The following is a 25529-nucleotide window of genomic DNA, read 5'->3' on the forward strand; positions in this document are numbered from 1 at the left end:
TTTTAGCTTAGCGAAGATACCACCGCTTGCAAGTTTTCCGTCAGTTTTGCTTCAGTTTTCAACCAGTTTACATTATTCCAGCCTCGCAACCAGGTTAGTTGTCGCTTTGCCAGTTGCCGGGTCGCAGCGATCCCTTGTTGCTGCATCTGCTGATAATCAATGTCACCATCCAGATAATGCCACATCTGTCGATACCCAACGCAACGCATCGATGGCAATTGCAGGTGCAAATCACCCCGTTCTTTCAGTTGCCGGACCTCCTGCTCAAAACCAGTCGCCAGCATCTGCTGAAAACGCACCTCAATACGTTGGTGCAGCTGAGCCCGATCGCTTGGCGCAATCGCAAACTGCTGTACCGGAAACGGCAAAGCAGGTCCTTGCTGCGCGGTCAGTTCTGTCATACTCTGACCTGTGAGCCGAAAAACCTCCAACGCCCGGTTGATGCGTTGCGGATCATTTGGGTGTATCCGAGCAGCTGAGACCGGGTCTATCACAGAAAGTTCCTGATGCAATGCCTCCCAGCCTTTTTCTTTAGCCTCGGACTCCAGCTGTGCCCGCATCACCGGGTCGGCTGCCGGCAACGGGGAGATGCCCTCCAGCAATGCCTTAAAATACAACATGGTGCCACCCACCAATACCGGCAAGCGGCCTCGCTGCCTGCTCTGCTCAATACAAGCCAATGCATCGCTACGAAAATCTGCCGCTGAATACGCTTCCGCCGGGTCCTTAATATCAATCAAATAATGTGGAGCTTGCGCCAACTCTTCCACTGTGGGTTTCGCAGTACCAATATCCATTCCCCGGTAAATCAACGCACTATCGACACTGATAATATCCACCGGGCGTTCAGCTGCAAGCGCCAGTGCCAAAGCAGTTTTACCTGCTGCGGTCGGCCCCATCAAAAAAAGCACCGGACTTTGCGGCATACTTAGCTCTCCAACGTGTTGATAGCGGCACTTAGATCAACAGATACAGTCGCTTCCATAAGAGTAGCTGTCAGCAGCTCAGGCAAGCATTCTACGAGATCGTTCAACGCAACCCAATGCGCCTTAAGTAGCATATCAAATGCAGCAACCAAACCGCTTTGCTGCAGTTGCTGAAAGAATGGCAATAAGCAATGCTCGAGCGGGCTACGCTGCAACCAACGCGGCATGGCCCGCACGATCAGCAACTGATCACGTAGCACTGCATCAAAGCCAAGCGCTACCAGGGTGTCCGCCTGCTGCTGCAGCAACATCACTTCGTCGGCACTGAGCTTCAATCGCATAGGTACCAATAAGGCTTTAGTGGCTTCGCAGGGCTGACACAGCTCGGCCATGGCTTTTGCTGCACTGCGCAGCTGCACAGCGTCATCGGTCTGCAGCAGTATAAAGCGATTGTGCAGCAACATTGGTTTCGGACCTGCCGAAGTTGTTGCTGCAGCGCCGGCAGGTGCCAACACATAGGCGGCCTGGCTGGCTTCCTGCAAAGTATCCAGGTACTGCAACTGCCGCGCAACCTCAGCCGGCTTAGCTTTCGTAAGCGGATAGCCTGCGCGGCCAGCAGCGGCTCGTGATGCACTGCCCACTGCCATGGTCGGTTGTGGTGGTGTTTGCGGCGGCCAGGCCGCTGCAGTGTGTTGCTGGGCCTGTAGGTCCTGCGGTTGCAGTTGCCCCAAAGCACTGCTCAGAGCGCTAACGACAAAATCATGCACCAGCCTGGCCTGATGAAAACGCACTTCGTGCTTGGCCGGATGCACATTTACATCCACTTCGTCTGCCGGTAGTTGCAAATAGAGCACGAACACCGGCTGTTGATCGTCCCCTAACCAGTCACCGTAAGCCTGACGAATCGCATGGTTCAGCAGTTTATCGCGCATCATGCGGCCATTCACGTAGCTGTACTGGCAGCCGGGTTGACGCTCGATGGCCGTCGGAGGCAACAACCAGCCCCATAATTTCAGTTGTTGATGCTGATTTTCAATCCAGCAGGCACTGTCAGAGAAGCGACGACCACAGAGTGTAGCTACCCGCTGTAATTGCTGCTCCGGTGTCATCGCAGGTTTAAGCCGACGGACGTTTTGACCGTTATGAGATAGAGTCCAGCCAACATCAAAACGACTAAGTGCCAGCCGCTTAATCAGCTCATCAATATGGAAAAACTCGGTTTTTTCAGTCCGCAGAAATTTGCGTCTGGCCGGCGTGTTGAAAAATAAGTCCAGTACTTCGACGCTAGTCCCCACCGGATGAGCGGCAGGTTGTAACTGCACTTGCATGTCGCGACCTTCAGCACTGGCTTGCCAGGCCGTCTCCTGACTGGCAGGTCGGGACGTCAGGCTTAAACGCGCCACCGAACTGATACTGGCCAAGGCCTCACCACGAAAGCCCAGGCTGAGTATGCGTTCCAGATCATCCAGGCTGCTGATTTTGCTGGTGGCATGGCGGCTTAGTGCCAGAGTAAGCTCTTGCTGAGCAATACCACAGCCATTATCCCGGATACGCATTAACCGGGCCCCACCTTTCTCAATCTCAATATCAACTTGGCTGGCACCGGCATCCAGCGCATTCTCTACCAACTCTTTCACCACAGAGGCTGGACGTTCAACCACCTCCCCCGCCGCAATCTGGTTAGCCAGTTGTGGCGGTAAAATCTGAATCGGCATTAGTCTGGGATCCGTAGCACCTGGCCAATACGAATGGTATCGCCATTAAGCTGATTATGCTGGCGCAGCGCCTCTACCGACACATTGTACCGCTGTGCCACCAGGGATAACGACTCGCCGCGCTCGACCCGATGCTCTCGCGAGCGATGCTGGGCAAACAATGAATCGGCCGGCGGTGATTCACGAAAATGCCGGCGCAGGCCTTGGAACATTGACTGCGCCAAACGTTGCTGATGCTGAGCCGTACGAAGCTGCTGTTCTTCCTGCGGGTTAGAAATAAAGCCCACTTCGACCAATATTGAAGGAATATCGGGTGAGCGCAGCACGGCCAGGCTGGCCGCCTGTGGCTCGCGCCGGTGCAAACGGGTGATTTGCCCCAGCTCCGACAGGACATGGGTGGCAGCCTGGTGGGCCGACACCATCGAGTGGTTCATTGATAAATCCAGTACCGTTTGCGCCAGATAACGCTCTTGCGCCGAGTCACGGATAATTTCGCCGACCCCACCAAGCAGCTCAGAATGACGTTCTTTCTGCTCCAGCATCCGGCCGACTTCCGAGGTGGCGCGGCGTAGCGACAATACCCAGACGGCTGCTCCACGGGGCTGTGGTGAAGTAAACGCATCAGCATGGATCGACACCAGTAAATCCGCCTGCATCTCACGGGCAATGTCGGTACGGCGGTTCAAATGCACAAAATAATCGCCAGTGCGCACCAGCACCGCTTTCATGCCTGGCTCGTTGTTGATGAGTTCGGCTAGCCGGCGGGCAATTGGCAACACCAGATTTTTTTCATAGGTTCCGGCAGGCCCGATCGAACCTGGATCCTCACCGCCATGACCTGCATCTATGGCAATGATAATATCACGACCAGGCTGACGCTGCGCTCTGGCCTGAGCTACCGGCAGCTCGCGTTGCTCCCCTTTGAAATCAACCACCAAACGATGACCATAGGGCCCGGTCGGCGGCAAGCTAAAGACGTTGGCAGACGCTTTATCCGATAGATCCAGCACAATCCGTAGGGTCTGATTATTGGCCGTGTAACTGGAGCGGATACTCTGGATTAAGCTGGCTTCCCCCGTTGCCGTCGGCAGACGGTTTTGCGTCTTATGCTGCCGTAAATCAATAACAAAACGGTGGGGGTTCTCCAACGAAAAACTGCGATGATCCGGTGCAGCAGCTAAATCAAACACCACCCGGGTGTTTTCCGGCGATGGCCAGATACGGATGCTCTGTACTTCATTGCTGGCGGCCCAAAGCGAACCAGCCCAACAGCACCACAGCAGTCCTAACCAGCAGAACCTTTTTCTATTGTTAATCATGCGCACTCATCGTTTGTACTATCGAGCGACCAAGCTCAGTCTGGCCCTGCATTTCAATGCAGCGAACAGGCTCATCATCTGCAGCCTGGTAACTTAGCTGCACTACTAAATCCGGTTCTGGCAAAAATCCCTGCCCCTGCTCTGGCCATTCAATCAGGCAGATTGCCTGGTCGCTGAAATAGTCGCGACCCCCAATAAATTCAAGTTCTTCCGGATCTGTTAACCGGTATAAATCAAAATGGTAAATTTGTCTAGCACCCAGCATGTATGGTTCTACCAAGGTGTAGGTTGGGCTTTTGACCGCGCCCGAATGTCCCAGCGCTTGGAGCAAGAAACGACTGAAGGTAGTTTTACCGGCACCAAGTGGCCCTTGCAAAAACAACACCGCCCGCTCTGGAAGCAATAGAGCCAGCCGGGCAGCAAGTTGCTCCGTTACCGTCTCATCCTGCAAAATTCGTTGATAACTGTTTGCTGCCTGCACGCGGTTTGCCTCTGCCCATTTGCTGCTATGACCGGAGATTTTAACAAAAATTCCGTGCAACTGTTATACCCGATAGCAGTGGCACGAAAGATTACCTGCCAAGGATGCTTATGCTACCATCTGCACATCCGATCTTTACTTCCCCCATGGTATGAGCTTAGCAGCACTGGCAGCGCACATTAAAACCTGGGCCAAAGAGCTTGGCTTTTCCGACTGTGGCATCACCGATACCGATCTGACGCGGGAAGAGCCGCGTTTACAAGCCTGGCTGGAGCAAGAATTTCACGGCGAGATGGATTACATGGCACGCCATGGCATGGTACGAGCAAGGCCCGGTGAGTTATTGCCAGGTACCCAAAGAGTCATTTCGGTACGGATGGACTACTTGCCACAGCGTGCAGCCTTCGCCAGCAACCTGCAGGATCCCAGCCAGGCCTATATCAGCCGTTATGCATTGGGACGCGATTACCACAAAGTGATCCGTAAAAAACTAAAGCAGTTGGCCGAACGCATAGAGCGGGAGGTTAGCGAACTGGGCTACCGGCCTTTTGTCGATTCAGCGCCGGTGCTGGAGCGGCCACTGGCGCAAAAAGCAGGGCTTGGCTGGGTAGGCAAACACAGCCTGTTGCTGAACAAAGAAGCAGGCTCCTGGTTTTTTCTGGGCGAGCTGCTGGTGAACCTGCCGCTGCCCATCGATCAGCCACATCAGGGCGATTGCGGCAGTTGTGTGGCCTGCATCACCAGTTGCCCGACTCAGGCCATCGTCGCCCCCTTTATCGTGGATGGCCGGCGCTGCATTTCCTACCTGACCATTGAGCTTAAAGGCGCGATTCCACTGGAGTTTCGCCCTTTGCTCGGCAACCGTATCTATGGCTGCGATGATTGCCAGTTGGTTTGCCCGGAAAACCGGGCGGCACCCCTTAGCCTTGAGGCTGATTTTCAAATCAAAAACCATTGGCGTGATCAAAGCCTGCTGGCTTTGTTTCGCTGGGATGAAACCACCTTTTTGCAGCGTACCGAAGGCAGCCCGATCCGCCGGATAGGTTTTGAGCGCTGGCAGCGTAACCTGGCAGTCGCCCTTGGCAATGCGCCTTTTTCAGAGGACATCGTGCAGGCACTGCACCAAGCCCAGGCTGACGCAACCGAACTGGTGCAAGAGCACATCGATTGGGCCTTGCAGCAACAGCAGAAAAAACAGTGGCTGGAGGACTCGATCCTGCCACGGCAAACGGAACGACTGGTACGGATTGTGAAAAAAGGCCTGCCCCGTGATGCCTGAAGCAACTTCGCGCTCATGGCCTGGCTCAGGGTAGAAAACAAAAAAGCAGCCAGAAGGCTGCTTTTTCAGAATTTGGAGCGAGTTACGAGGTTCGAACTCGTGACCTCGACCTTGGCAAGGTCGCGCTCTACCAGCTGAGCTAAACTCGCAATACACATCAGGCCTGGTAACGTTCCTGATGCCGCGCATTTTACAAAAACCAGCGGCCAATGCAAGCCCTTTATTGCGGAATTTTGAAAAAATGCGTGCGATAGGTGACTAATTCGCCGATGGAGTCGCGAATATCATCCAGCGCCAGGTGGCTGCCCTGCTTTTGCACCTGCTTCAGTACCTCTGGTGCCCAGCGCCGGGCCAGCTCTTTCACGGTACTGACATCCAGGTTGCGGTAATGGAAAAAGGCTTCCAGCTCTGGGGCGTACTCCACCAGAAAACGGCGGTCCTGACCAATGCTGTTGCCGCACATCGGCGACTTGCCGGCTGGCACATACTGGCGTAAAAACGCCAGCGTTTGCTGCTCGGCCTCGGCCAGGCTCACTGTGCTGCTGCGACAGCGCTCGGTCAGGCCGCTTTTGCCATGCTGCTCGACACACCAGGGATCCATGCCATCCAGAACTGCATCCGGCTGCTTAATGGCCAGCGAAGGCCCTTCCGCCAAAATGTTCAGTTGGCTGTCGGTGACGATGGTGGCGATCTCCAAAATCACATCTTTTTTCGGGTCCAGCCCGGTCATTTCCAAATCCAGCCAGATTAAATTGTGTTCATTCACTGCCATCGCTGCCTCATCTGCTTACCCGCTTAAACAGCAGGATGCTTTGTAACTTGTTGGATAAGCGGTATCATACACCGCAATTTCCCATGCGACCAGCCGGCTTACTGCCTCAGCCGAGCCCGCGCAAAACAGGCAAAACCGAGTGAGCCCGAAACGACGCTTAACCAAACAACAACAGGCACGCATTGCCCGTCAGAATGAGAAACGCTTAGACACCAGCCAACAAGGTGCTTCAAGCGATGACGATCTGTATTTGCCAGCCGAGCCGGGGCTAATTTTAAGCCGCTTTGGCAAGCATGCGGATGTTGAAGCGGCAGATGGCAGTGTGATCCGCTGCAATCTGCGCCGCACGTTAAGTTCGGTCGTGACTGGCGATCGGGTGGCCTTTCGCCGGGTCCGCCAATCGCAAGGCAGTGTCGATGGCATTATTGATGCGGTAGCCGAACGTGACACTGTGCTGCTGCGCCCTGATTTTTACGATGGCTTAAAGCCGGTAGCAGCCAACATCGACCGTATTGTGGTGGTGTCAGCGGTACTGCCCGAGTTTTCTGCCCACATCATCGATCGCTATCTGGTGGCGGCCGAAGTGACCGGTATTCCGCCGGTGCTGGTGCTGAATAAAACCGATCTGCTGAGCGCTGAACAACGACACGCCTTGCAGCAACAGCTGGAGCTCTATCGCGAGCTGGGCTATGCCAGCTTATGGCTGAGTGCTAAGCAGGGCGAAGGCATGGACGCACTGCAGCAGTTGCTGCAAGAGGGCACCAGTATTCTGGTTGGGCAATCCGGTGTCGGCAAGTCATCCATTATGAATGCTATTTTGCCGGAGCTGGCACTTTCTACCCAACAGGTCTCGGATGTATCTGGCCTTGGACAGCACACCACCACCGCCTCACGGCTGTACCATTTGCCTGGCGGTGGCCAGTTGATTGACTCGCCCGGCATTCGTGAGTTTGGCCTGTGGCATTTTAGCCCGGAGCAGGTCACCGCTGGCTTTGTCGAGTTTCAACCACTGCTTGGGCATTGTAAGTTTCGGGACTGTAAGCACATCAAAGACCCAGGCTGTGCTATTCTGCAAGCAGTGGCCGATGACAACATCAGCGAACAGCGGTACCAAAGCTATCTGCGGATTCTGACCAGCATGGCAGAAGACAAACCGAATCATTTTTAACAGCAAAAGAGCCCGTTATGGACCAAGTAAAAATCATCCTGCAATACATTCTGCCCAAGCACCTGATCTCGCGACTGGTCGGTTACCTGGCAGCCGCCAGATTGGGCTTCTTCAGCCATCTGCTGATCAAGCTGTTTATCAAAGCCTATAAAATCGATATGACCGAAGCCAAGTTTGAGCAGGCGCGTGAGTACCGCAGCTTTAATGAGTTTTTTACCCGGCCACTCAAAGACGGTATCCGGCCACTGGCGGACGCTGCCGATATCATCGCTCACCCGGTCGATGGCACCATCAGTCAGTTGGGACCCATTACCGATGGCAAGCTGGTACAGGCTAAGAACCACGATTATTCGCTGCAAAGCCTGCTGGGTGGTGAAGCCGAGACCGCGGCGCCCTTTTTGGGCGGTCTATTTGCGACCATCTATCTGGCACCGAAAGATTACCATCGCATCCATATGCCGGTAAGCGGCACCCTGCGCGAAATGATCTATGTGCCGGGCGATTTGTTCTCCGTCAATCCTTTAACTGCAGAAAATGTCCCTAACCTGTTTGCCCGCAACGAGCGGGTAGTCACCATCTTTGATACCGAGCTGGGCCCGATGGCGCTGGTCTTGGTCGGTGCGACCATTGTTGCCAGCATCGAAACGGTGTGGGCCGGCACCATTACACCACCAACGGGTAAAACCGTGCATCGCTGGCAGTACCCGGCCACCGGCCCCACAGCAGTGCGACTGGAAAAAGGCGCCGAAATGGGTCGCTTTAAACTGGGCTCCACTGTGGTGTTGGCGTTTGCCCCAGAGCAACTGGAATTTTTAGCCGACCAGCAGCCCGGCAGTACCACTCGCATGGGCGCAGCTTTTGCCAAAAGACTGCAGCCAAACGACTAACGGCAGCCATTGACGGCCAATTAGGCTAAGCACCAGCATCGTTTTTAAGGAGCCTGTATGCAGATCATTGCCCATCGCGGAGCCAGTGGTGAGTTTCCGGAAAATACCTTGCTGGCCATCGCTCAGGCCATTTTGCAGGGTGCCGATGCCATTGAAGTGGATGTGTATGCAGTAGAAGGCGAACTGATCGTCATTCACGATCCCAAGCTGGAACGCACCACTAACGGCAACGGCACCATTTACCAGCACAGCCTGGCGTATCTGCGACAACTGGATGCCGGTGAGGGCGAGCCCATTCCAACTCTGTGGCAGGTGCTGGAGCTGGTACAAGACCGCTGCTGGTTGAATATCGAACTGAAAGGCAAAGATACTGCTCAGCCCCTGCTGGCCTTACTGGCCAAAGCTGAGCAAGAGCTTGGCTTATCACTCAGTGATGTGCTGGTGTCGTCTTTTAATCATCATCTGCTGCTGCACTTAAAACAGGCGTTGCCAGAGCTGCGATTGGGGGCTCTTACCGCCAGTCTGCAACTGAACTATGCTCAGTACGTGCACGATTTAGGCATGTACTCGGTGCACTGCGATCTGAATTTTATCGACCAGCAACTGGTGCATGACGCCCATCAACTCGGTTTGAAAGTCTTTGTCTATACCGTGGATGGGCTGGATGATATCACTGAGATGCAGCAGCTGGGTGTGGATGGTATCTTTACCAATTACCCGGCGCGCAGCCGGGTGTGGGCATTCGAAGGCGGCTAAGCTTTAACTTTGCTGGGTCACAGCCTCATTATCTTTGCAATCAACCTCTGTTTTGCAACCGCTGCAGCGCTGACACAGCCGCATATTCATCACATGAGCCAGCACCACAAAAGCAGCGCCAATGGTCAACACCGCCGGCTCCCAGTGATGGCCGAAAATATCTTTGTGCCAATAAATAAAGCCACCTAAAAACAGCGAATAAAATGGGTAAAGCTTGCGGTGATAACGGTGAAAACCGGAGAACAAGGCTATGAAGCCCAACACCATGGTCAGTAGTAAGACGGCCCGCTCAAAGCTTTCATCGGCCAAAAAGCTGGCACCCAGCAAAGGCAGCACTGGCAGCAAAACCGGCAGTACAATGCAGTGCACAGCACACAATGATGTGAGCGCAATACCCGCTTTATCCAATACATTTCGTCCCAGGCCAAGCACTGTAATTACCTTCGATGAGCAACAGGAATGAGATGATATAACAAATCGGCAAAAAATGAAATACAGAGCGAGCTGAAGCGGCTGCGGGTCGCCAGGCTTTATGGCATAATTGCCGCATGATGTTGTATGAGACCGGGACTATGGACCAACTGCTAGACCAACTGGATACCAACCTGAAAGAGTTGTACCGCAAAGCGCTGGATGCCGATCAGACCTTGGATGCATTAAAGCAGCAGGGGAAAGGTAAGTATCAGGCAATTTTCCCGGCCAGTGCCGGTTTTCAGGTACAAAGTGCCCGCTTTATGCCGTACTTAGCCGAAACCGCCGAACTGGTGGCTGCCATGCGTCAAAGCCAGCAGTTCAGTACCGCGACCTTGCAACGAGCAGTACAGCAACTAAAACAACTGCATCAAACCTTGCAAGAGTTCCAGCAAGCTTTAAAAACCCATTAAGCAAAACGGCAAGCTCAAGGCTTGCCGTTTTTACCCAGCCAGGCTTACTACTCGCTCACTTTAGGTAATTTGGCCTGATGTGCTTCAATTTGTGGCATCAGGTCACGCTCAAACCAACGCTTTAACATGGTGTACTCGTAACGTAGCTCCTGGTGACGTGGTCCCACCATGCGCGGACTTTGCAAAAACCCCATATCACGAAGGTTTTCATCACCAGCGGCGACCTGCTCGCCATAGCCATCACGCAGCACATGCGTAAAAGCGACTCTGGGTGAGTACAAGTCTTTCACCACCCGGATATCCTGCCCTGTGCGGCTGTACATCGGATTGACATCACCGGCCAAATCAATGTCCGTCACTGTCACCTGCCATTGATAACCTTCCGGTAGCTCGGCGGCAAATTCTTCAAAAATTCGCTCAAAACCTGCCAGTGTCCGCTCACGAAAACGCGCCCGGCTTTCATTGGCGGGCCGGATATCGGTGAACTTTTCCGGCTCCTGGAAAGTCAGGGTTAAGTTGGATGCATCCTCCGCCAGACCATGAAAGCTTGCGCTCATCAGCCCAGCCAGGGCACCTGCCATCATTAGTTTGCGCCAAATAGGTGTGGTCATTGTTGCCTCCAATTAATAGCATACACCGCTACCAAGCCCGACAACACAGCGATCGAGCCTGACTAAATTCTAGTCAATATTATATGACTATAGACTGAATTGGATTCATTAAGTTGTCATTTATTGTTATTTATTGTGCCTGTTTCCAGAACGCTACCCAATAAAAAACCCGGCACCAAGGCCGGGTTTTCAGGGGTTCAGACGGGGTCTGAGGGCATCACATCATGCCGCCCATGCCACCCATTCCGCCCATGCCACCCATATCTGGGGCAGCGGCTTCGTCTTTTGGTACTTCGGTCACCATGGCTTCGGTGGTGATCATCAATGAACCAACAGAAGCAGCGAACTGCAGTGCAGAACGGGTTACTTTGGTTGGATCCAGGATACCCATTTCCAGCATGTCACCATAGGTTTCGTTGGCTGCGTTGTAACCGTAGTTGCCAGAACCATCTTTTACTTTGTTCACGACCACAGACGGCTCTTCACCGGCGTTGGCGACGATTTGACGCAGAGGAGCTTCCATCGCACGCAGGGCGATTTTGATGCCGTGGTTCTGGTCTTCGTTTTCCGCTGTCAGGCCTGCCAGCTTGGCAGCAACACGAACCAGAGCGACACCACCACCAGGGACCACGCCTTCTTCCACCGCAGCACGGGTAGCATGCAGCGCGTCTTCAACGCGGGCTTTTTTCTCTTTCATTTCGATTTCAGTCGAAGCACCAACCTTGATCACGGCAACACCGCCAGCCAACTTGGCCAGACGCTCTTGCAGTTTTTCTTTGTCGTAATCCGAGGTCGCTTCTTCGATTTGCTGACGGATTTGCTTCACGCGGCCAGCAATGGCTGCTTCGTCACCAGCACCATCAATGATGGTGGTGTTGTCTTTGGTCAGTACCACGCGCTTGGCAGTACCTAAGTCTTCCAGCGTGGCTTTTTCCAGATCCAGGCCGATTTCTTCTGAAATCACAGTACCGTTGGTCAGTACAGCGATGTCCTGCAACATGGCTTTACGGCGGTCACCGAAACCTGGTGCTTTGACTGCCGCCACTTTGACGATACCGCGCATGTTATTCACCACCAGCGTAGCTAAGGCTTCACCTTCCACGTCTTCAGCGATGATCAGCAATGGCTTGCCTGCTTTGGCCACACCTTCCAGCACCGGCAACAGCTCACGGATGTTGGAGATTTTTTTATCCACATTCAGGATAAACGGGCTTTCCAGCTCAACCTGACCAGCTTCCTGGTTGTTGATGAAATATGGAGACAGGTAACCACGGTCAAACTGCATGCCTTCAACCACGTCCAGCTCGTTGGCCAGCGCCTGGCCTTCTTCGACCGTGATCACGCCTTCTTTACCTACTTTGTCCATTGCATCGGCGATGATTTGGCCAATTTCTGAGTCCGAATTCGCAGAAATAGTACCTACCTGAGCAACTGACTTGCTATCAGCACACGGCTGAGACAGGTTTTTCAATTCAGCAACGGCTTCAACCACAGCTTTGTCGATACCGCGTTTCAGATCCATTGGGTTCATGCCAGCAGCAACGGCTTTCACACCTTCGTTGATAATGCTTTGAGCCAGTACTGTGGCGGTGGTGGTGCCATCACCGGCTTCGTCATTGGCTTTAGAAGCAACTTCTTTCACCATCTGAGCGCCCATATTTTCGAACTTGTCTTCCAGCTCGATTTCTTTGGCGACAGACACACCATCTTTGGTGATCAGCGGTGAACCGAAGGATTTATCCAGGATCACATTGCGGCCTTTCGGACCCAGAGTGACACGAACGGCATTGGCCAGAATATTGACGCCTTTCAGCATTTTATTGCGGGCATCATCACCAAAACGAACTTCTTTTGCTGCCATTTTCATTTTCCTCTAAATTCAGTTAGTGCAATGATTGATTAGGCTTCGACAACAGCCAGGATATCGTTCTCACTGACGATCAGCACTTCTTCACCATCAATTTTTTGCGTCTTAACGCCGTAACCATCGTTGAAAATCACAGTGTCGCCAACTTTGACATCCAGTGCTTTCACATCACCGTTATCCAGAATGCGGCCATTGCCAACGGCGATCACGGTACCGCGGGTGGATTTTTCTGCAGCAGAGCCAGTCAGAACGATACCACCGGCTGACTTGGATTCAGCTTCCTGACGTTTGATGATGACGCGGTCATGTAAAGGACGAATATTCATGCTCTATCTCCTAAAGCGAGTTTGCGTTTTAACATGGGTTGTTAAAATGGGTTGCGCTGTATATGGGGCAAGCAAAAACTGAATCCAAGGGGGAAGCTAAAAAAATTTTCTGCAGAGATCTGTGTGGCAACAGATTTTGCTAATGATAGCAGCAAACTGGTATTGTATCGCTTCAGACAAGACTGGAACCTGTCGGGCAGCGTATAGTCTGACCTGCCTGAAACCAAGAAGAGAGCCGATAGATGTTACGATCGTTATTGACTGGCGTGTTGTTGTGCTGGCTGGCGCTGTTGCCGGCCCAGGCCAATGACAGTGTATTGGCTGCCATTACCGGTGAGTCGTCACGCTTTTTACCGGTCGATCAGGCCTTTCAGTTTGATTTTCGCCAACAGGACGATGAGCTGCTGCTTAGCTGGACCATTGCCGACGGCTATTATCTGTACAAAGAGCAATTTCAGTTTGCCGGTATTGCGGTAAGTTTCTCACACCCCAGCTACCCGGCGGCCATGACCATTGAAGACGAATTCTTCGGTGTGACCGATGTGTACTACCATCAGGTGATTTTGCGCCTGCCCTTATCGGATATTGGCGAGGACGCCGAGTTACGGGTGCGTTATCAGGGCTGTGCTGAAGCTGGCTTTTGCTACCCGCCCACCACCAAAACGGTGCCGCTTGGCGAATCTTCCGGTAGCTCTGCCGTCGATGCTGCCAACGGTACTGCAGCCACTTCCGCTTCTGCACCGGTATCCAGCCAGAATACCCTGGCCGAGCGTCTGGCAGGTTCCGGCTTCTTACTGACGCTGGGCGTGTTCTTTGTGTTAGGCCTTGGCCTGGCGTTTACCCCGTGCGTGTTTCCGATGTACCCGATTTTATCCAGTATTATTGTCGGTCAGGGCAAGGATTTATCCAACAAGAAAGCCTTTCGCCTGTCCTTTGCCTATGTACAGGGCATGGCACTCACCTATGCCTTGCTCGGTTTAGTGATTGCCAGCCTGGGGGTACGTTTTCAGGCCATGTTGCAACACCCGATGATATTAGTGCTGGTCAGTCTGTTGTTTGTGCTGCTGGCCCTTGCCATGTTTGGTGCCCTGAACTTCAGTTTACCCAGTGGCTGGCAGGCCAAAGTTGCCGCTATCAGCAACAAGCAACAACGTGGCTCGGCCAAGGGCGCTTTTGTGATGGGCAGCTTATCCGGCCTGATTGCCTCCCCTTGTACGACAGCCCCATTGACTGCCGCCCTGCTGTACGTAGCGCAAAGTGGCGATCTGCTGCGCGGTGCCATTACGCTCTATGTACTCAGTCTGGGCATGGGGCTGCCACTGCTGATCCTCGGCAGCTCGGGCGCTAAGCTGCTGCCTAAAGCCGGCCAGTGGATGTATGCGGTGAAAAATATCTTCGGCTTTTTGCTACTGGCGGTGCCGGTCTGGTTATTGGATCGTTTTGTGCCTGGCTGGGTGACTCTGCTGCTGGGCTCGGTACTAGCCTTGTCTGCCGCCTTGTACCTGCATTATGTATCGCAGCAACTAAGCAGTGCCAAAGCCCGTAGCGCGCTCTGGCTACCGGCGCAATTGCTGCTGATTTTAACTGTACTGGTTAATGTGCAACTGCTGTGGCCTCAATCGGCCAGCCCTTCGATGGCAACAACTGTTGCAGGGCAACAAACCCCGGGCCAGTTCCGGCTGGTAGCCGATCAGGCAGAATTGGATCAGGCGCTGGCCGAGGCCAAAGCCAATGGCCAGGTGGTATTACTGGATTTGTACGCGGAGTGGTGCGTGGCCTGCAAAGAGTTCGAGCTGCTGACCTTTCCAGCCGAGCAAGTACAGCCCTACTTGCAGCAAATGGTACTGCTGAAAATTGATGTCACCCGCATGACCCGGGCCAATCAGCAATTATTGGATCGCTATCAGGTGCTGGGCCTGCCCACCCTACTGTTCTTTGATGCCGATGGTGAGGAAATGACACAATCCCGTGTCACCGGCTTTATGGCAGCCCGCCCCTTTGCCCGCCATTTAGCAGCCATTCTGCAGTAAGCTGCCATGTCGCAACAAGGCGCTATATGGGTATAAACGGCAGCTTAGTGAGAACAAACTGGTCTTTTCCTGCTGATTAGACCAGTATTTTGCTGCCATTTGTCACGATTTCACTATAATAAGCCGTTAAATCGGAACCAAGCGCACGTTATTTACTCATAAAGCTCGAGGCAGCTGTTTATTCTGGCTGCTTCAGGCATAATGCAGAGAACTAACGTGAACGTGCAGGAAATGTGCAGCTTATGGTGAATAAAACGCGGATTCTGTTGTTAAATGGCCCCAATCTAAATATGCTGGGTGTACGCGAGCCTTCGGTCTATGGCTCGCAAAGCCTGACGGAGCTGGTGCAGCAACTGCAGGATTTTGCCTCGGGTTTGAACGTGGAGCTTAGCCACTTTCAGAGCAATGCCGAGCATGAACTGCTCGACCGCATTCACCGGAGCCTGGGCCAGATAGACTTTATTGTCATCAACCCCGGTGCTTTCACTCATACCAGCATTGCCCTACGTGATGCCCTGCTGGCAGTAGCCATTCCCTGCATCGAAGTGCATCTGAGCAATGTGCATGCCCGCGAGCCATTCCGGCAGCACTCGTATCTTTCGGACATTGCCAAAGGCGTGATTTGTGGCCTGGGGCCACAGGGTTACCGCTTTGCCATTGAGGCAGCAGTGTCTTTTACACAATCCAATCCATCCACCTAGAATGACAGGTTAAACCTTTATGGACATTAGAAAAATCAAGAAACTGATCGAGCTGGTTGAAGAGTCCGGTATCTCTGAACTGGAAATCACCGAAGGCGAAGAATCGGTTCGCATCAGCCGTCAAAGCACAGCACCACAGCAAATCCACTATGCGGCGGCACCAGCCCCTATGGCTGCACCTGCCCCGGCAGCAGCACCAGCGGCAGCACCAGCCGTTGCCAGTGCACCGGCAGAAACCTCAGGCCATCGGGTACGTTCACCCATGGTTGGTTCTTTCTACCGTTCGCCTTCGCCAACGTCCAAGCCATTTATCGAGGTCGGCCAAAGCGTGAAAGTCGGCGATACCCTCTGCATCGTCGAAGCCATGAAAATGATGAACCAGATCCAGTCCGACAAAGCCGGTGTGGTAAAAGAAATCCTGGTTCAGGACGGCGAGCCGGTAGAGTTTGACCAGCCACTGGTTATCATCGAATAAGCAAAAAAGGCCAATCCTATGTTAGAAAAAGTCTTGATTGCCAACCGGGGCGAAATTGCACTGCGTATTCTGCGCGCCTGCAAAGAGCTCGGGATCAAGACGGTCGCCGTGCATTCTACGGTCGATCGTAATCTGAAGCATGTGCTGCTGGCCGATGAAACCATCTGCATCGGTCCGGCGCCTTCGCCAAAAAGCTACCTGAATGTACCGGCACTGATTGCAGCGGCCGAAGTCACCAATGCCCAGGCCATTCACCCTGGCTATGGCTTTTTGGCAGAAAATGCTGAATTTGCCCAGCAAGTGGAAGAAAGCGGCCTGGTCTTTATTGGCCCGCGGCCCGACTCCATTCGTCTGATGGGCGATAAAGTCTCGGCCATCGAAGCGATGAAAAAAGCCGGTGTGCCTTGTGTGCCAGGCTCGGATGGCGCCGTCGGTGATGATGCTGCCACCAACAAAGCCATTGCCAATCGCATCGGTTACCCGATCATTGTCAAAGCTGCTGGTGGCGGTGGTGGCCGCGGCATGCGGGTGGTCCGCTCTGAAGCCGAACTGGTCAGCTCGATTGAAATGACCAAAGCCGAAGCCAAAGCGGCTTTTGGCAACGATATGGTCTACATGGAAAAATTCCTGGAAAACCCCCGCCATGTCGAAATTCAGGTACTGGCCGATGGCCAGGGCCATGCCATCCACCTGGGTGAACGTGACTGCTCCATGCAGCGCCGTCACCAGAAAGTGGTGGAAGAGGCACCTGCCCCGGGCATTAGCCAGGAGCTGCGTGACTTTATCGGTGGCCGCTGTGTCGAAGCCTGTAAGGTAATGAACTACCGCGGTGCCGGCACCTTTGAGTTCCTGTTTGAAAACGGCGAGTTCTTCTTTATTGAAATGAACACCCGTATTCAGGTGGAACACCCGGTTACGGAAATGATCACTGGTGTCGATCTGATCAAAGAGCAGTTGCGCATTGCCTCTGGCTTGCCGCTCAGCATTAAGCAGGAAGACATTGTGATTCGTGGCCATGCCATTGAATGCCGTATCAATGCCGAAGATCCGGCCAGCTTTATTCCGTCGCCGGGCACCATCACCCGCTTCCATCCGCCGGGTGGCCTCGGAGTGCGTTGGGATTCGCACATTTACGCCGATTACACCGTACCACCGAACTACGATTCGATGGTCGGCAAACTGATCACCTATGGCGACACCCGCGAAGTGGCAATAGCTAAAATGCGCAATGCGCTGTCTGAGCTGCTGGTGGGTGGGATCAAAACCAATATCCCGCTGCACAAAGACATTATGAATGATGCTGGTTTCTGCGCCGGTGGCACCAACATTCATTATCTGGAAAAGAAACTCGGTTTATAAACCGGGTGTTCAATCCTTTAAAACAGGCTCTGCGGAGCCTGTTTTTATTTTCCACGGCGGCTTTATTTCAGCTTTGATGCCAGCAAGTGTTAGAATGGGTGTTTCGTTTTGCCAGCAAGAGACCCTCAATGCCCTGGATCCAACTTCGAATTCAAACCACCGAGCACCACGCCGAACAAGTGAGTGACATGCTGATTGGCTGGGGAGCCCAGGCCGTCACCTTTATTGATAGTAAAGACACCCCCATTTATGAGCCTCTGCCCGGTGAAGTCTTGTACTGGCAAGACACCACCGTGATGGGCTTGTTTGAAGCCGATTACCCGATGCAGTCGGTGCTGGATAAACTGCAGCAAACTGCTTTGTTTAAACAGGGTTTAAACTACAAACTGGAGCAACTGGAAGACAAAGACTGGGAACGTGAATGGATGGATAACTTCCACCCTATTCAGTTTGGCGAGCGGCTTTGGGTTTGCCCCAGCTGGCGTGAAATACCAGACCCGGACGCCATCAATGTGCTACTGGACCCAGGTATTGCCTTTGGCACCGGCACCCACCCAACCACCGCCCTGTGCATGCAATGGCTGGACGCGCATATCCAGCCAGAGCAAACGGTGGTGGACTTTGGCTGCGGCTCCGGCATTCTGGCAATAGCAGCTTTAAAGCTTGGCGCTAAACGGGTGGTCGGCATTGATATCGACCCGCAAGCCATTCAGGCCAGCCTGGCCAATGCCGAACGCAATGGAGTTGCCGATAAACTGGAGCTGTATTTACCGAAAGACCAGCCCAGTTTAAGTGCTGATGTGGTGGTGGCCAATATTTTGGCCGGCCCTTTGGCCGAACTGAATCAAATCATTGCAGCCTATGTCCGCCCTGGCGGCAGCCTGGTGATGTCCGGCATTTTGCCGCAACAGGCCGAGCAAGTGATGGCGGCCTACCGCGACCGTTTTGAATTCGATGCTGTGGTCGAGCAGGACGAATGGGTACGACTAAGTGCCCGTAAACTGAACTGATTCGCTTCCATCCTGCAACGGCATCCATGCCGTTTCGCCCAGTTGCCAGGGAAAACACCGTTTTCCCTGGCTCGAAATACAGCTCCGATCATCGTTCAACAGCTTAAAATTCCAGCCCAAGAGGCTGGTCAGCCCCACCGGTTTGGTGTTATGTTATAACAAATCATAACATACTGTCGGAGACTTGCTGTGCGCACTTCAACCTCTTTTCCTTTGGCTGCCACTTTGGCATTGGCCAGTGGCTTAGTATTAATGGGCTGTAACGACAGCCATACCTATCAGGATACGGTAGCAGAGGATCCACATGACCATGACCATGATCATGGTCATGACCACGGCCACCACAACACGGAAGGTGGCCGATTGGTCATCACCGCAGCGCCGCATCATGACGATGATCACAGCCATGACCACGATCATCACCATGTCTATGTGTTTGATTTGCATGATAACGAAATCATCGCCGAACTGGAAACGGAGCATGAAGTATCCCAGCTCTATGCCAGCCCGGGTTTTCGCTTTGCGCTGTTGAATCAACGCAGCGAAAATAGTACGCAAATTCTGGATGGCGGCCAGTGGCAGGAGGATCATGGCGATCATATGCACGATTATGTGCAGGCTCCTGCGATGCTGAGCTTTGAACTGGCAGGGCCGGCACCCACTCATTACGAAGCACACGAAGGCCTGGCAGCACTATTTTACGATGGCTACGCCGATCCACAGCAAAATGCTGCTGTATTCGTGTTCAATGATGATGACTTAGCTCATGGCCGCATTGGTGCCAGCCTGACGCTGGCTATCAACCAACATGGTACAGCCGAAGTACGGGGTGACTACCTACTGACCACTTACCGGGCAGAAGGCACAGCAACAACCCTGCCAAGCCAGGTGGAGTTGTACCATCGCCATGGTGATCACTATCACTATGAAATCCGCTTTACCGAGCCCTGTGCCAGCCTGCATGGCAGTTATTCAATTGAGGATTACACCCTATTTGGCTGCGCCGACGGTGTGCTGTTGGTAGAGCAACGCGGTACTCAATTTTTAGCCAGTAAAATTGCCAATGCCGACGGCCTGACTGGTCGTATTGGTAGCTTCAGCGGCCATAAGCACCAGCATGAGGTCATTGGATATGCCGGTCAAACCATTTGGATCATCGATGCTGTTCACGGCACCATGCGTGAGCTGGACTGGCGTGGCGACAGTGAAGTCACCCGCGTTGCTTCAGCGGTCGATGCGCATGGCGAGCATTATGCGGTCTTGGATAGCAGTGGTGCCCTCCATGTCTTTGACTGGGATGCGGACTTTGCCTTGAAAGACAGCCTGGCATTGATCGAAACCATCGATAACAACAACAGGCCACGCATTGCTGTGAACCAGCAAAACGAAACCATCTACCTGACCGATCCGGTCGCCAAACAGCTGGTGGTAGTCGATTTGCACAGCCTGACGGTTGAGCGCATTGCACTGGATTTTGAGCCGGCTCTGATCACCTGGCTCGGTGTGGCTGAGCCATCCGATGATGAGCACGATCATTAAGGATTCTGCTCCTCCCTGTTTCCTGCACCTCTGTTCCTGAGTGTTGGATATTGGCGCTGCCTATGGGTAGCGCCTTTTTTATCCTGAGGGTAGCTCTGGCCTGATGCCGAATAAAATTCAATCAGTTAGCTTTTGTCAAGGCTTCAGGGCGCAATAAATTTCAACATTGTTTAAATATTAGCCTTTGCAAGGCGGGCAAAAATCCGTAAACTTGCGCCCCCTGAGGGTAAGAGCTGTGCGAGCGGAGCAAAAAGTGCGAATCGGTCCCTATCAACTGCCGAACAATGTGATTTGTGCTCCGATGGCAGGTGTAACAGACGTCGCCTTTCGTCAGCTGTGTCGTCGTTTTGGTGCTGGCCTGGCCGTATCGGAAATGCTCTCCAGCAATCCGCTGGTGTGGCAAAGCGAGAAATCACAAAAACGCATGACGCATCAGGCTGAAACTGGTATCCGCTCGGTACAGATTGCCGGTGCCGATCCGGCACAAATGGCCGAAGCCGCTCAGTACAATGTGGCGTTGGGCGCCGATATCATTGATATCAATATGGGCTGCCCGGCCAAGAAAGTGAATAAAAAACTGGCTGGTTCTGCTCTGCTGCAATTTCCGCAATTGGTGGAACAGATCATCCAGGCCGTGGTCCAAGCCGTGTCGGTGCCAGTTACGCTGAAAATTCGTACTGGTTGGCATCCGGACCACAAAAATGGGGTGGAAATTGCCCGTATAGCTGAAGCCAATGGCATTCAGGCGCTGGCGGTTCACGGCCGTACCCGCGCTTGTATGTACAAAGGGGACGCAGAATACGATACAATTCGCGCCATCAAACAGGCAGTCACCTTACCGGTGATCGCCAACGGTGATGTAACCTCACCACAAAAAGCCAAAATGGTGCTTGATACCACCGGCGCGGACGCCATTATGATAGGTCGCGCAGCGCAGGGGCGTCCTTGGATCTTCCGGGAAGTAGTACACTTCCTGGCCACAGGGCAAGAATTAGCGCCCCCTGAGCTTTCGGAAGTCGAGTCCATTTTGCAAGAGCATGTGCAGGGATTGCATCAGCTCTATGGCCCACATTTAGGGCCACGCATCGCACGTAAACATGTCGGCTGGTATCTGGCCGAACATGATGCAGCCGGTGCATTTCGCCGAGAATTCAACGCCATCGAACTGCCAGAGCAGCAGTTGGCAGCGTTAACTATGTATTTTCATCAACTAGCAGCAACTTAAGTAAAGAGAATCGCAATGTTTAATGAAACTGTTTCTTCGCCTTTTATCACCAATGCCCATGTGCAGTCTCAGGAAAAACCTCAAGCGCTGAGAACCGCTGCGCAAAAAGCCGTTGCCCACTACCTGCAGCAGCTAAATGGCCAGGACGTCAACGACCTGTATGAGCTGGTATTGTCTGAGCTGGAGCGTCCTTTGCTGGAAGAAGTGATGAAATATACCCGTGGCAACCAGACCCGTGCTGCCAACCTGATGGGTATTAACCGTGGCACGCTGCGGAAAAAATTAAAACAGTACGGCATGAGCTGAGACTGATGCAGGGGCCCGGCCCCTGCTTAAAAGCACCGCCAGGTGCTTTTTTCATTTTTAATCGCCCCGTTTAAGCAACAGAGAAACAAAAATGACTACCTATCGCCCCATTCGTCGTGCACTGCTAAGTGTGTCGGACAAAACCGGTATTGTTGAATTTGCCAGCGCTTTGCATCAGATGCAGGTAGAAATCCTGTCCACTGGCGGTACCGCCAAACTGCTGGCCGAGCATGGCATCCCAGTGCAGGAAGTCTCCAATTACACCGGTCACCCGGAAATTATGGCTGGCCGCGTTAAAACGCTGCACCCGAAAGTACATGGTGGCATTCTGGCACGTCGTGGCCAGGACGAAGAAGTGATGGCCGAGCATGGCATCGGTGCCATCGATCTGGTAGCCGTGAACTTGTATCCTTTTGCTAAAACCGTTGCCAACAAAGAGTGCAGCTTAGAAGATGCCATCGAGAACATCGACATTGGTGGCCCAACCATGGTGCGCGCAGCAGCAAAAAACCACAAAGACGTGACCATAATCGTCAATGCCGCTGATTACGAGACCGTGTTGTCCGAAATGCGTTCACATCAGGGCGGCACCACCCACGCCACCCGCTTTAGCCTGGCCATTGCTGCGTTTGAACACACCGCTCAGTACGACGGCATGATTGCCAATTACTTTGGTGCCATGCTGCCAGCCTATGACAGCCCAGCCGAGCCTGCCAGTCGTTTCCCGCGTACCTTCAACAGCCAGTTCGTGAAGAAGCAGGATTTACGCTACGGCGAGAACAGCCACCAGCAGGCGGCATTCTATGTGGACCCAACAGCACAGGAAGCATCGGTATCAACCGCCACCCAGCTGCAAGGCAAGGCTCTGTCGTACAACAACATCGCCGATACGGATGCCGCACTGGAATGCGTGAAAGAGTTCAGTGAGCCAGCCTGTGTCATCGTAAAACACGCTAACCCATGCGGTGTGGCCATTGGCGACAGTATTCTGAGCGCCTATGAGCGTGCTTACCAGACGGATCCAACCTCCGCTTTTGGTGGCATCATAGCTTTTAACCGTGAACTGGATGAGACCACCGCCAAGGCCATCATTGATCGCCAGTTTGTCGAAGTAATTATTGCCCCGGCAGCCACCGAAGCGGCTGTTGCGGTGATTGGCAGCAAGCCAAATGTCCGCTTGCTGGTGTGTGGCGCCTTTAGCGCCCCAGCCCCGGCAGTGGATATCAAACAGGTCAATGGCGGTATTTTGCTGCAAGACCGTGATCAGGCCAGGGTCAGTGCCACAGATTTGACAGTAGTCACCAAGCGTCAGCCAACGGAGCAGGAACTCAAAGATTTATTGTTCTGCTGGAAAGTGGCCAAGTACGTCAAATCCAACGCCATCGTTTATGTGAAAGACAGCATGACCATCGGTGTCGGTGCCGGCCAGATGAGCCGGGTGTACAGCGCCAAAATTGCCGGCATCAAAGCGGCTGATGAACAGCTGGAAGTGAAAGGCTCGGTAATGGCATCCGATGCTTTCTTCCCGTTTCGTGATGGCATCGATGCAGCCGCTGCTGCCGGTATCACTGCAGTGATCCAGCCGGGAGGCTCAATGCGCGATGCTGAAGTCATTGCCGCTGCCGATGAGCACGGCATGGCCATGGTGTTTACCGGTGTGCGTCATTTCCGCCACTAACAGCACGACTTCCCCATGCAACGGCAGCCATCGGCTGCCGTTTTTATTTGCTACTTTGCCACGCTTACCAAACAGGCTACTCTATACTTCAGTGTCCAACAGAGTATCAATGGAGGCTCCATGCACCACGAACGCTGGCAACTGCAGATCCATGGCAAAGTACAAGGCGTGTTTTACCGTGCCTCTACCCAGCAACAAGCCCGGATGTTGGGCCTGACCGGCTACTGCCAGAACCTGGACAATGGCCGGGTACAAGTAGTTGCTGAAGGCATGCCCGATCATTTGCAACAACTGCTGGAGTGGTGCTGGCAAGGCCCACCTCAGGCACAAGTCAGCGCCATTGATATCGATAAAGACATACCAACTGATGAATGGCAGGATTTTCAAATTAGACGTTAGTTTAGGCTCCTTAAATTCAGGGGTTATTCAGAGAGCCAGCCTATACTGAACTGGTTTTTTAGAGCAATCGAAGGACGATGCGATGAACTATTTACCCGCAAGCTTTTTAGTAGCCAGCATGTTATTGCTCGGCTGTGCCGAACCGGATGTGTCTTTAAATGCTGATAATGGCACCACAGCAGCAGTAGCAGACCCGGCTCACAGCAGCCGCAATGCTCTGGACTGGGATGGGCGCTATGAGGGTGTGTTGCCCTGCGCCGACTGCGAAGGTATTAAAACCAAACTGACCCTGCACCAAGATGGGCATTACCAGTTAGAAACTCAGTATCTGGGTAAATCCAACGAAGTATTTCGTGAAGATGGTAACTTTGACTGGGACAGCAGTGGCCAGATCGTACGTTTGCAGCGGCCACAGCCTGGCGGTGACCAGTTTTTTGTTGGTGAAAACATACTCTGGCAGTTGGACCTGAACGGCCAGCGTATTACCGGTAAGCTGGCAGATCATTACCAGTTGCATAAAGCCCCTCCCCCACAACTAGCCACAGCACCGCTGGCCGATACCAAGTGGCAACTAACAGAGCTGATGGGGCAACCATTAGCAGCCGACAACCCGATTTATATCGTATTTAGCGGCACCGAAGCCAGAGTGTATGGCCATGCGGGTTGTAATCGTTTCTTTGGCGGTTATGAGCTGAACAGCGATGCTCTGCGGCTACGGGTTTCCGGCGTTGGCATGACGCAAATGGCGTGCCTGCAAGACAATTACGAGTCGGAGTTTTTGGACGTTCTACAAAGTTTTGACAACTTTAACCTGACCGATGACAGCCTGACACTGAACCGGGCCAGGATGGCACCACTGGCGCGCTTTAGTGCCGCAGGGCCAGCCGGGGAATAACCCGGCTCCCCTGCACAAACAAGATGACAACGTTGTCATTTATCCTTATTTCTGCTATGTTAGCTGCCTAAAATTCGGCCACCTGCGCCAGGTGGCTTTGCTGTAAAAACCACAGGAAGTCGTTATGCAGATCGTGATCCAGCCCAATGCCGATGCTGTTGCTGAGTACGGCGCCGACCAGTTCAGTCGTTTGCTGAGTAAAAAGCCCGACGCTGTGCTGGGACTGGCCACCGGCTCTACCCCGGTTGCGCTCTATCAAAAGCTGATTGGCCGTTACCAGGCGGGCGAGCTGAGCTTTGCTAAAGCTACCAGTTTTAATCTGGACGAATACCTGGGTCTTTCACCCGAACACCCGCAAAGCTACCGCTATTTTATGCAGCAGCAATTATTTGATCTGATTGATATTGCCCCCGAGCATACTCATGTACCACCGGGCAATGCCGCCGATCCCATCACCGCCTGTCACGATTACGAAACCCGTATCGAAGCAGCCGGAGGCATTGATTTGCAATTGCTGGGGATTGGCCGCAACGGCCATATTGGTTTTAACGAGCCATCATCCGGCCTGCGTTCGCGTACCCGGGTAAAAACCCTGACCCAGGCCACCATCCACGACAATGCCCGCTTTTTTACTGAGGGTGAGTACCAACCGCACTTGTCCATCACCATGGGCATCGGCACCATCCTGGATGCCCGCAAGGTGCTACTGCTGGCAACAGGTGAAGCCAAAGCCGATGCGGTCAAAGCCATGGTGGAGGGCCCGCTAAGCGCCGCCTGCCCGGCCTCGGCACTGCAACTGCATCAGCATGCGGTGGTGGTGCTGGATGAAGCCGCTGCCAGCAAGCTGGCTGATCTTGAGTTTTACCGCCATATCGAGCGGGAAAATCAGCTGCTGCTGCAGCGGTTGGGGAAAAGCTAAGC

26 protein-coding genes and 1 tRNA gene are annotated in these 25529 nt (G+C 53.4%); 17 read left to right on the forward strand and 10 right to left on the reverse strand.

The genetic code is table 11. The features are described from left to right. Positions 1–2: 2 nt before the first annotated feature. The 4 genes from miaA to tsaE are packed head-to-tail and all read right to left on the reverse strand — an operon-like array spanning position 3 to position 4414. Complete coding sequence (miaA, locus tag ABC502_RS17595; RefSeq protein ID WP_345916816.1) at positions 3–926, reverse strand: tRNA (adenosine(37)-N6)-dimethylallyltransferase MiaA; 924 nt, start codon at positions 924–926, stop codon at positions 3–5. Positions 927–928: 2 nt separating this feature from the next. Next, positions 929–2641 carry a DNA mismatch repair endonuclease MutL gene (mutL, locus tag ABC502_RS17600; RefSeq protein WP_345916817.1) on the reverse strand — a complete coding sequence of 571 codons (1713 nt, stop codon included), beginning with the start codon at positions 2639–2641 and terminating at the stop codon, positions 929–931. After that, positions 2641–3960: an N-acetylmuramoyl-L-alanine amidase gene (locus ABC502_RS17605; RefSeq protein WP_330087327.1), complete on the reverse strand. Its 1320-nt coding sequence runs from the start codon at positions 3958–3960 to the stop codon at positions 2641–2643. Before ABC502_RS17605 ends, mutL begins: the two co-directional genes overlap by 1 nt. Then, positions 3953–4414 carry a tRNA (adenosine(37)-N6)-threonylcarbamoyltransferase complex ATPase subunit type 1 TsaE gene (gene tsaE / locus ABC502_RS17610; RefSeq protein WP_330087562.1) on the reverse strand — a complete coding sequence of 154 codons (462 nt, stop codon included), beginning with the start codon at positions 4412–4414 and terminating at the stop codon, positions 3953–3955. Before tsaE ends, ABC502_RS17605 begins: the two co-directional genes overlap by 8 nt. Positions 4415–4592: 178 nt before the next feature. Here tsaE and queG point away from each other — a divergent pair, with 178 nt between their 5' ends. Beyond that, on the forward strand, positions 4593–5720 hold the full coding sequence (gene queG, locus ABC502_RS17615) for a tRNA epoxyqueuosine(34) reductase QueG (protein ID WP_345916818.1): 1128 nt from the start codon (positions 4593–4595) through the stop codon (positions 5718–5720). 73 nt (positions 5721–5793) lie between these two features. Here the strand turns inward: queG and ABC502_RS17620 are convergent. Beyond that, positions 5794–5869, reverse strand: a tRNA-Gly gene (locus tag ABC502_RS17620). A gap of 71 nt (positions 5870–5940) precedes the next feature. After that, a complete protein-coding gene (gene orn, locus ABC502_RS17625) occupies positions 5941–6492 on the reverse strand; it encodes an oligoribonuclease (protein WP_330087325.1) in 552 nt (183 codons plus the stop codon). A 139-nt stretch (positions 6493–6631) separates the two neighbouring features. Between orn and rsgA the strand changes: the two genes are divergently transcribed. Genes rsgA through ABC502_RS17640 form a run of 3 tightly spaced genes read left to right on the forward strand, consistent with a single transcriptional unit; the run spans position 6632 to position 9303 of the window. After that, entirely contained in the window at positions 6632–7660 is a 1029-nt protein-coding gene (gene rsgA, locus ABC502_RS17630) for a small ribosomal subunit biogenesis GTPase RsgA (protein WP_330087324.1), read from the forward strand. A 17-nt stretch (positions 7661–7677) separates the two neighbouring features. After that, the gene (asd, locus tag ABC502_RS17635; RefSeq protein ID WP_330087323.1) at positions 7678–8547 is read left to right on the forward strand and encodes an archaetidylserine decarboxylase; all 870 of its coding nucleotides are present in this window, start codon (positions 7678–7680) and stop codon (positions 8545–8547) included. A gap of 57 nt (positions 8548–8604) precedes the next feature. Continuing rightward, entirely contained in the window at positions 8605–9303 is a 699-nt protein-coding gene (locus ABC502_RS17640; protein ID WP_345916819.1) for a glycerophosphodiester phosphodiesterase family protein, read from the forward strand. Positions 9304–9306: 3 nt separating this feature from the next. Here ABC502_RS17640 and ABC502_RS17645 read toward each other — a convergent pair whose 3' ends face one another. Then, positions 9307–9735: a MerC domain-containing protein gene (locus ABC502_RS17645; RefSeq protein ID WP_345916820.1), complete on the reverse strand. Its 429-nt coding sequence runs from the start codon at positions 9733–9735 to the stop codon at positions 9307–9309. A gap of 140 nt (positions 9736–9875) precedes the next feature. Here ABC502_RS17645 and ABC502_RS17650 point away from each other — a divergent pair, with 140 nt between their 5' ends. Further along, entirely contained in the window at positions 9876–10187 is a 312-nt protein-coding gene (locus tag ABC502_RS17650) for a prephenate dehydrogenase (RefSeq protein ID WP_330087320.1), read from the forward strand. A gap of 47 nt (positions 10188–10234) precedes the next feature. On the opposite strand, the gene ABC502_RS17655 is transcribed toward ABC502_RS17650, so the two are convergent. The 3 genes from ABC502_RS17655 to ABC502_RS17665 all read right to left on the reverse strand — a co-directional run bounded on the left by ABC502_RS17655 (position 10235) and on the right by ABC502_RS17665 (position 12991). Beyond that, positions 10235–10798, reverse strand: coding sequence for a DUF3016 domain-containing protein (locus ABC502_RS17655; RefSeq protein ID WP_330087319.1), 564 nt, complete (start codon positions 10796–10798; stop codon positions 10235–10237). A 217-nt stretch (positions 10799–11015) separates the two neighbouring features. Then, positions 11016–12659, reverse strand: a complete 1644-nt coding sequence (groL, locus tag ABC502_RS17660) for a chaperonin GroEL (RefSeq protein ID WP_330087318.1) — start codon at positions 12657–12659, stop codon at positions 11016–11018. Positions 12660–12697: 38 nt separating this feature from the next. Continuing rightward, positions 12698–12991: a co-chaperone GroES gene (locus ABC502_RS17665; RefSeq protein WP_330087317.1), complete on the reverse strand. Its 294-nt coding sequence runs from the start codon at positions 12989–12991 to the stop codon at positions 12698–12700. A gap of 242 nt (positions 12992–13233) precedes the next feature. Here ABC502_RS17665 and ABC502_RS17670 point away from each other — a divergent pair, with 242 nt between their 5' ends. The 12 genes from ABC502_RS17670 (at position 13234) to nagB (ending at position 25527) form a co-directional block, all read left to right on the forward strand. Continuing rightward, entirely contained in the window at positions 13234–15021 is a 1788-nt protein-coding gene (locus ABC502_RS17670) for a protein-disulfide reductase DsbD (protein WP_330087316.1), read from the forward strand. A 242-nt stretch (positions 15022–15263) separates the two neighbouring features. Beyond that, positions 15264–15722 carry a type II 3-dehydroquinate dehydratase gene (gene aroQ, locus ABC502_RS17675; RefSeq protein ID WP_345916821.1) on the forward strand — a complete coding sequence of 153 codons (459 nt, stop codon included), beginning with the start codon at positions 15264–15266 and terminating at the stop codon, positions 15720–15722. A 19-nt stretch (positions 15723–15741) separates the two neighbouring features. Beyond that, the gene (gene accB / locus ABC502_RS17680; RefSeq protein WP_330087314.1) at positions 15742–16197 is read left to right on the forward strand and encodes an acetyl-CoA carboxylase biotin carboxyl carrier protein; all 456 of its coding nucleotides are present in this window, start codon (positions 15742–15744) and stop codon (positions 16195–16197) included. Between the two features lie 18 nt (positions 16198–16215). Continuing rightward, a complete protein-coding gene (gene accC / locus ABC502_RS17685) occupies positions 16216–17556 on the forward strand; it encodes an acetyl-CoA carboxylase biotin carboxylase subunit (protein WP_330087313.1) in 1341 nt (446 codons plus the stop codon). Positions 17557–17684: 128 nt separating this feature from the next. Further along, entirely contained in the window at positions 17685–18566 is an 882-nt protein-coding gene (prmA, locus tag ABC502_RS17690) for a 50S ribosomal protein L11 methyltransferase (protein WP_345916822.1), read from the forward strand. A 189-nt stretch (positions 18567–18755) separates the two neighbouring features. Beyond that, positions 18756–20105, forward strand: coding sequence for a hypothetical protein (locus tag ABC502_RS17695; RefSeq protein ID WP_345916823.1), 1350 nt, complete (start codon positions 18756–18758; stop codon positions 20103–20105). Between the two features lie 253 nt (positions 20106–20358). Further along, entirely contained in the window at positions 20359–21330 is a 972-nt protein-coding gene (gene dusB / locus ABC502_RS17700) for a tRNA dihydrouridine synthase DusB (RefSeq protein ID WP_345916824.1), read from the forward strand. A 15-nt stretch (positions 21331–21345) separates the two neighbouring features. Further along, a complete protein-coding gene (gene fis, locus ABC502_RS17705) occupies positions 21346–21636 on the forward strand; it encodes a DNA-binding transcriptional regulator Fis (protein WP_228590975.1) in 291 nt (96 codons plus the stop codon). Between the two features lie 91 nt (positions 21637–21727). Then, on the forward strand, positions 21728–23314 hold the full coding sequence (purH, locus tag ABC502_RS17710; protein ID WP_345916825.1) for a bifunctional phosphoribosylaminoimidazolecarboxamide formyltransferase/IMP cyclohydrolase: 1587 nt from the start codon (positions 21728–21730) through the stop codon (positions 23312–23314). 120 nt (positions 23315–23434) lie between these two features. After that, positions 23435–23713, forward strand: a complete 279-nt coding sequence (locus ABC502_RS17715) for an acylphosphatase (RefSeq protein ID WP_345916826.1) — start codon at positions 23435–23437, stop codon at positions 23711–23713. Positions 23714–23795: 82 nt separating this feature from the next. Beyond that, on the forward strand, positions 23796–24608 hold the full coding sequence (locus tag ABC502_RS17720; protein WP_345916827.1) for a copper resistance protein NlpE N-terminal domain-containing protein: 813 nt from the start codon (positions 23796–23798) through the stop codon (positions 24606–24608). A 124-nt stretch (positions 24609–24732) separates the two neighbouring features. Continuing rightward, positions 24733–25527: a glucosamine-6-phosphate deaminase gene (gene nagB, locus ABC502_RS17725; RefSeq protein ID WP_345916828.1), complete on the forward strand. Its 795-nt coding sequence runs from the start codon at positions 24733–24735 to the stop codon at positions 25525–25527. Positions 25528–25529 lie beyond the last annotated feature (2 nt).

Source organism: Alkalimonas sp. NCh-2, assembly GCF_039631345.1.
Taxonomy (GTDB): Bacteria; Pseudomonadota; Gammaproteobacteria; order Enterobacterales; family Alteromonadaceae; genus Alkalimonas; species Alkalimonas mucilaginosa.

Coding starts and splice junctions, on each gene's coding strand:
- accC (WP_330087313.1), top strand. CDS start 16,216: ATGTTAGAAAAAGTCTTGATTGCCAACCGGGGCGAAATTGCACTGCGT.
- ABC502_RS17665 (WP_330087317.1), bottom strand. CDS start 12,991: ATGAATATTCGTCCTTTACATGACCGCGTCATCATCAAACGTCAGGAA.
- fis (WP_228590975.1), top strand. CDS start 21,346: ATGTTTAATGAAACTGTTTCTTCGCCTTTTATCACCAATGCCCATGTG.
- ABC502_RS17655 (WP_330087319.1), bottom strand. CDS start 10,798: ATGACCACACCTATTTGGCGCAAACTAATGATGGCAGGTGCCCTGGCT.
- mutL (WP_345916817.1), bottom strand. CDS start 2,641: ATGCCGATTCAGATTTTACCGCCACAACTGGCTAACCAGATTGCGGCG.
- ABC502_RS17715 (WP_345916826.1), top strand. CDS start 23,435: ATGCACCACGAACGCTGGCAACTGCAGATCCATGGCAAAGTACAAGGC.
- ABC502_RS17720 (WP_345916827.1), top strand. CDS start 23,796: ATGAACTATTTACCCGCAAGCTTTTTAGTAGCCAGCATGTTATTGCTC.
- orn (WP_330087325.1), bottom strand. CDS start 6,492: ATGGCAGTGAATGAACACAATTTAATCTGGCTGGATTTGGAAATGACC.
- aroQ (WP_345916821.1), top strand. CDS start 15,264: ATGGTGAATAAAACGCGGATTCTGTTGTTAAATGGCCCCAATCTAAAT.
- queG (WP_345916818.1), top strand. CDS start 4,593: ATGAGCTTAGCAGCACTGGCAGCGCACATTAAAACCTGGGCCAAAGAG.
- asd (WP_330087323.1), top strand. CDS start 7,678: ATGGACCAAGTAAAAATCATCCTGCAATACATTCTGCCCAAGCACCTG.
- miaA (WP_345916816.1), bottom strand. CDS start 926: ATGCCGCAAAGTCCGGTGCTTTTTTTGATGGGGCCGACCGCAGCAGGT.
- groL (WP_330087318.1), bottom strand. CDS start 12,659: ATGGCAGCAAAAGAAGTTCGTTTTGGTGATGATGCCCGCAATAAAATG.
- nagB (WP_345916828.1), top strand. CDS start 24,733: ATGCAGATCGTGATCCAGCCCAATGCCGATGCTGTTGCTGAGTACGGC.
- ABC502_RS17650 (WP_330087320.1), top strand. CDS start 9,876: ATGGACCAACTGCTAGACCAACTGGATACCAACCTGAAAGAGTTGTAC.
- ABC502_RS17605 (WP_330087327.1), bottom strand. CDS start 3,960: ATGATTAACAATAGAAAAAGGTTCTGCTGGTTAGGACTGCTGTGGTGC.
- ABC502_RS17670 (WP_330087316.1), top strand. CDS start 13,234: ATGTTACGATCGTTATTGACTGGCGTGTTGTTGTGCTGGCTGGCGCTG.
- prmA (WP_345916822.1), top strand. CDS start 17,685: ATGCCCTGGATCCAACTTCGAATTCAAACCACCGAGCACCACGCCGAA.
- purH (WP_345916825.1), top strand. CDS start 21,728: ATGACTACCTATCGCCCCATTCGTCGTGCACTGCTAAGTGTGTCGGAC.
- ABC502_RS17640 (WP_345916819.1), top strand. CDS start 8,605: ATGCAGATCATTGCCCATCGCGGAGCCAGTGGTGAGTTTCCGGAAAAT.
- accB (WP_330087314.1), top strand. CDS start 15,742: ATGGACATTAGAAAAATCAAGAAACTGATCGAGCTGGTTGAAGAGTCC.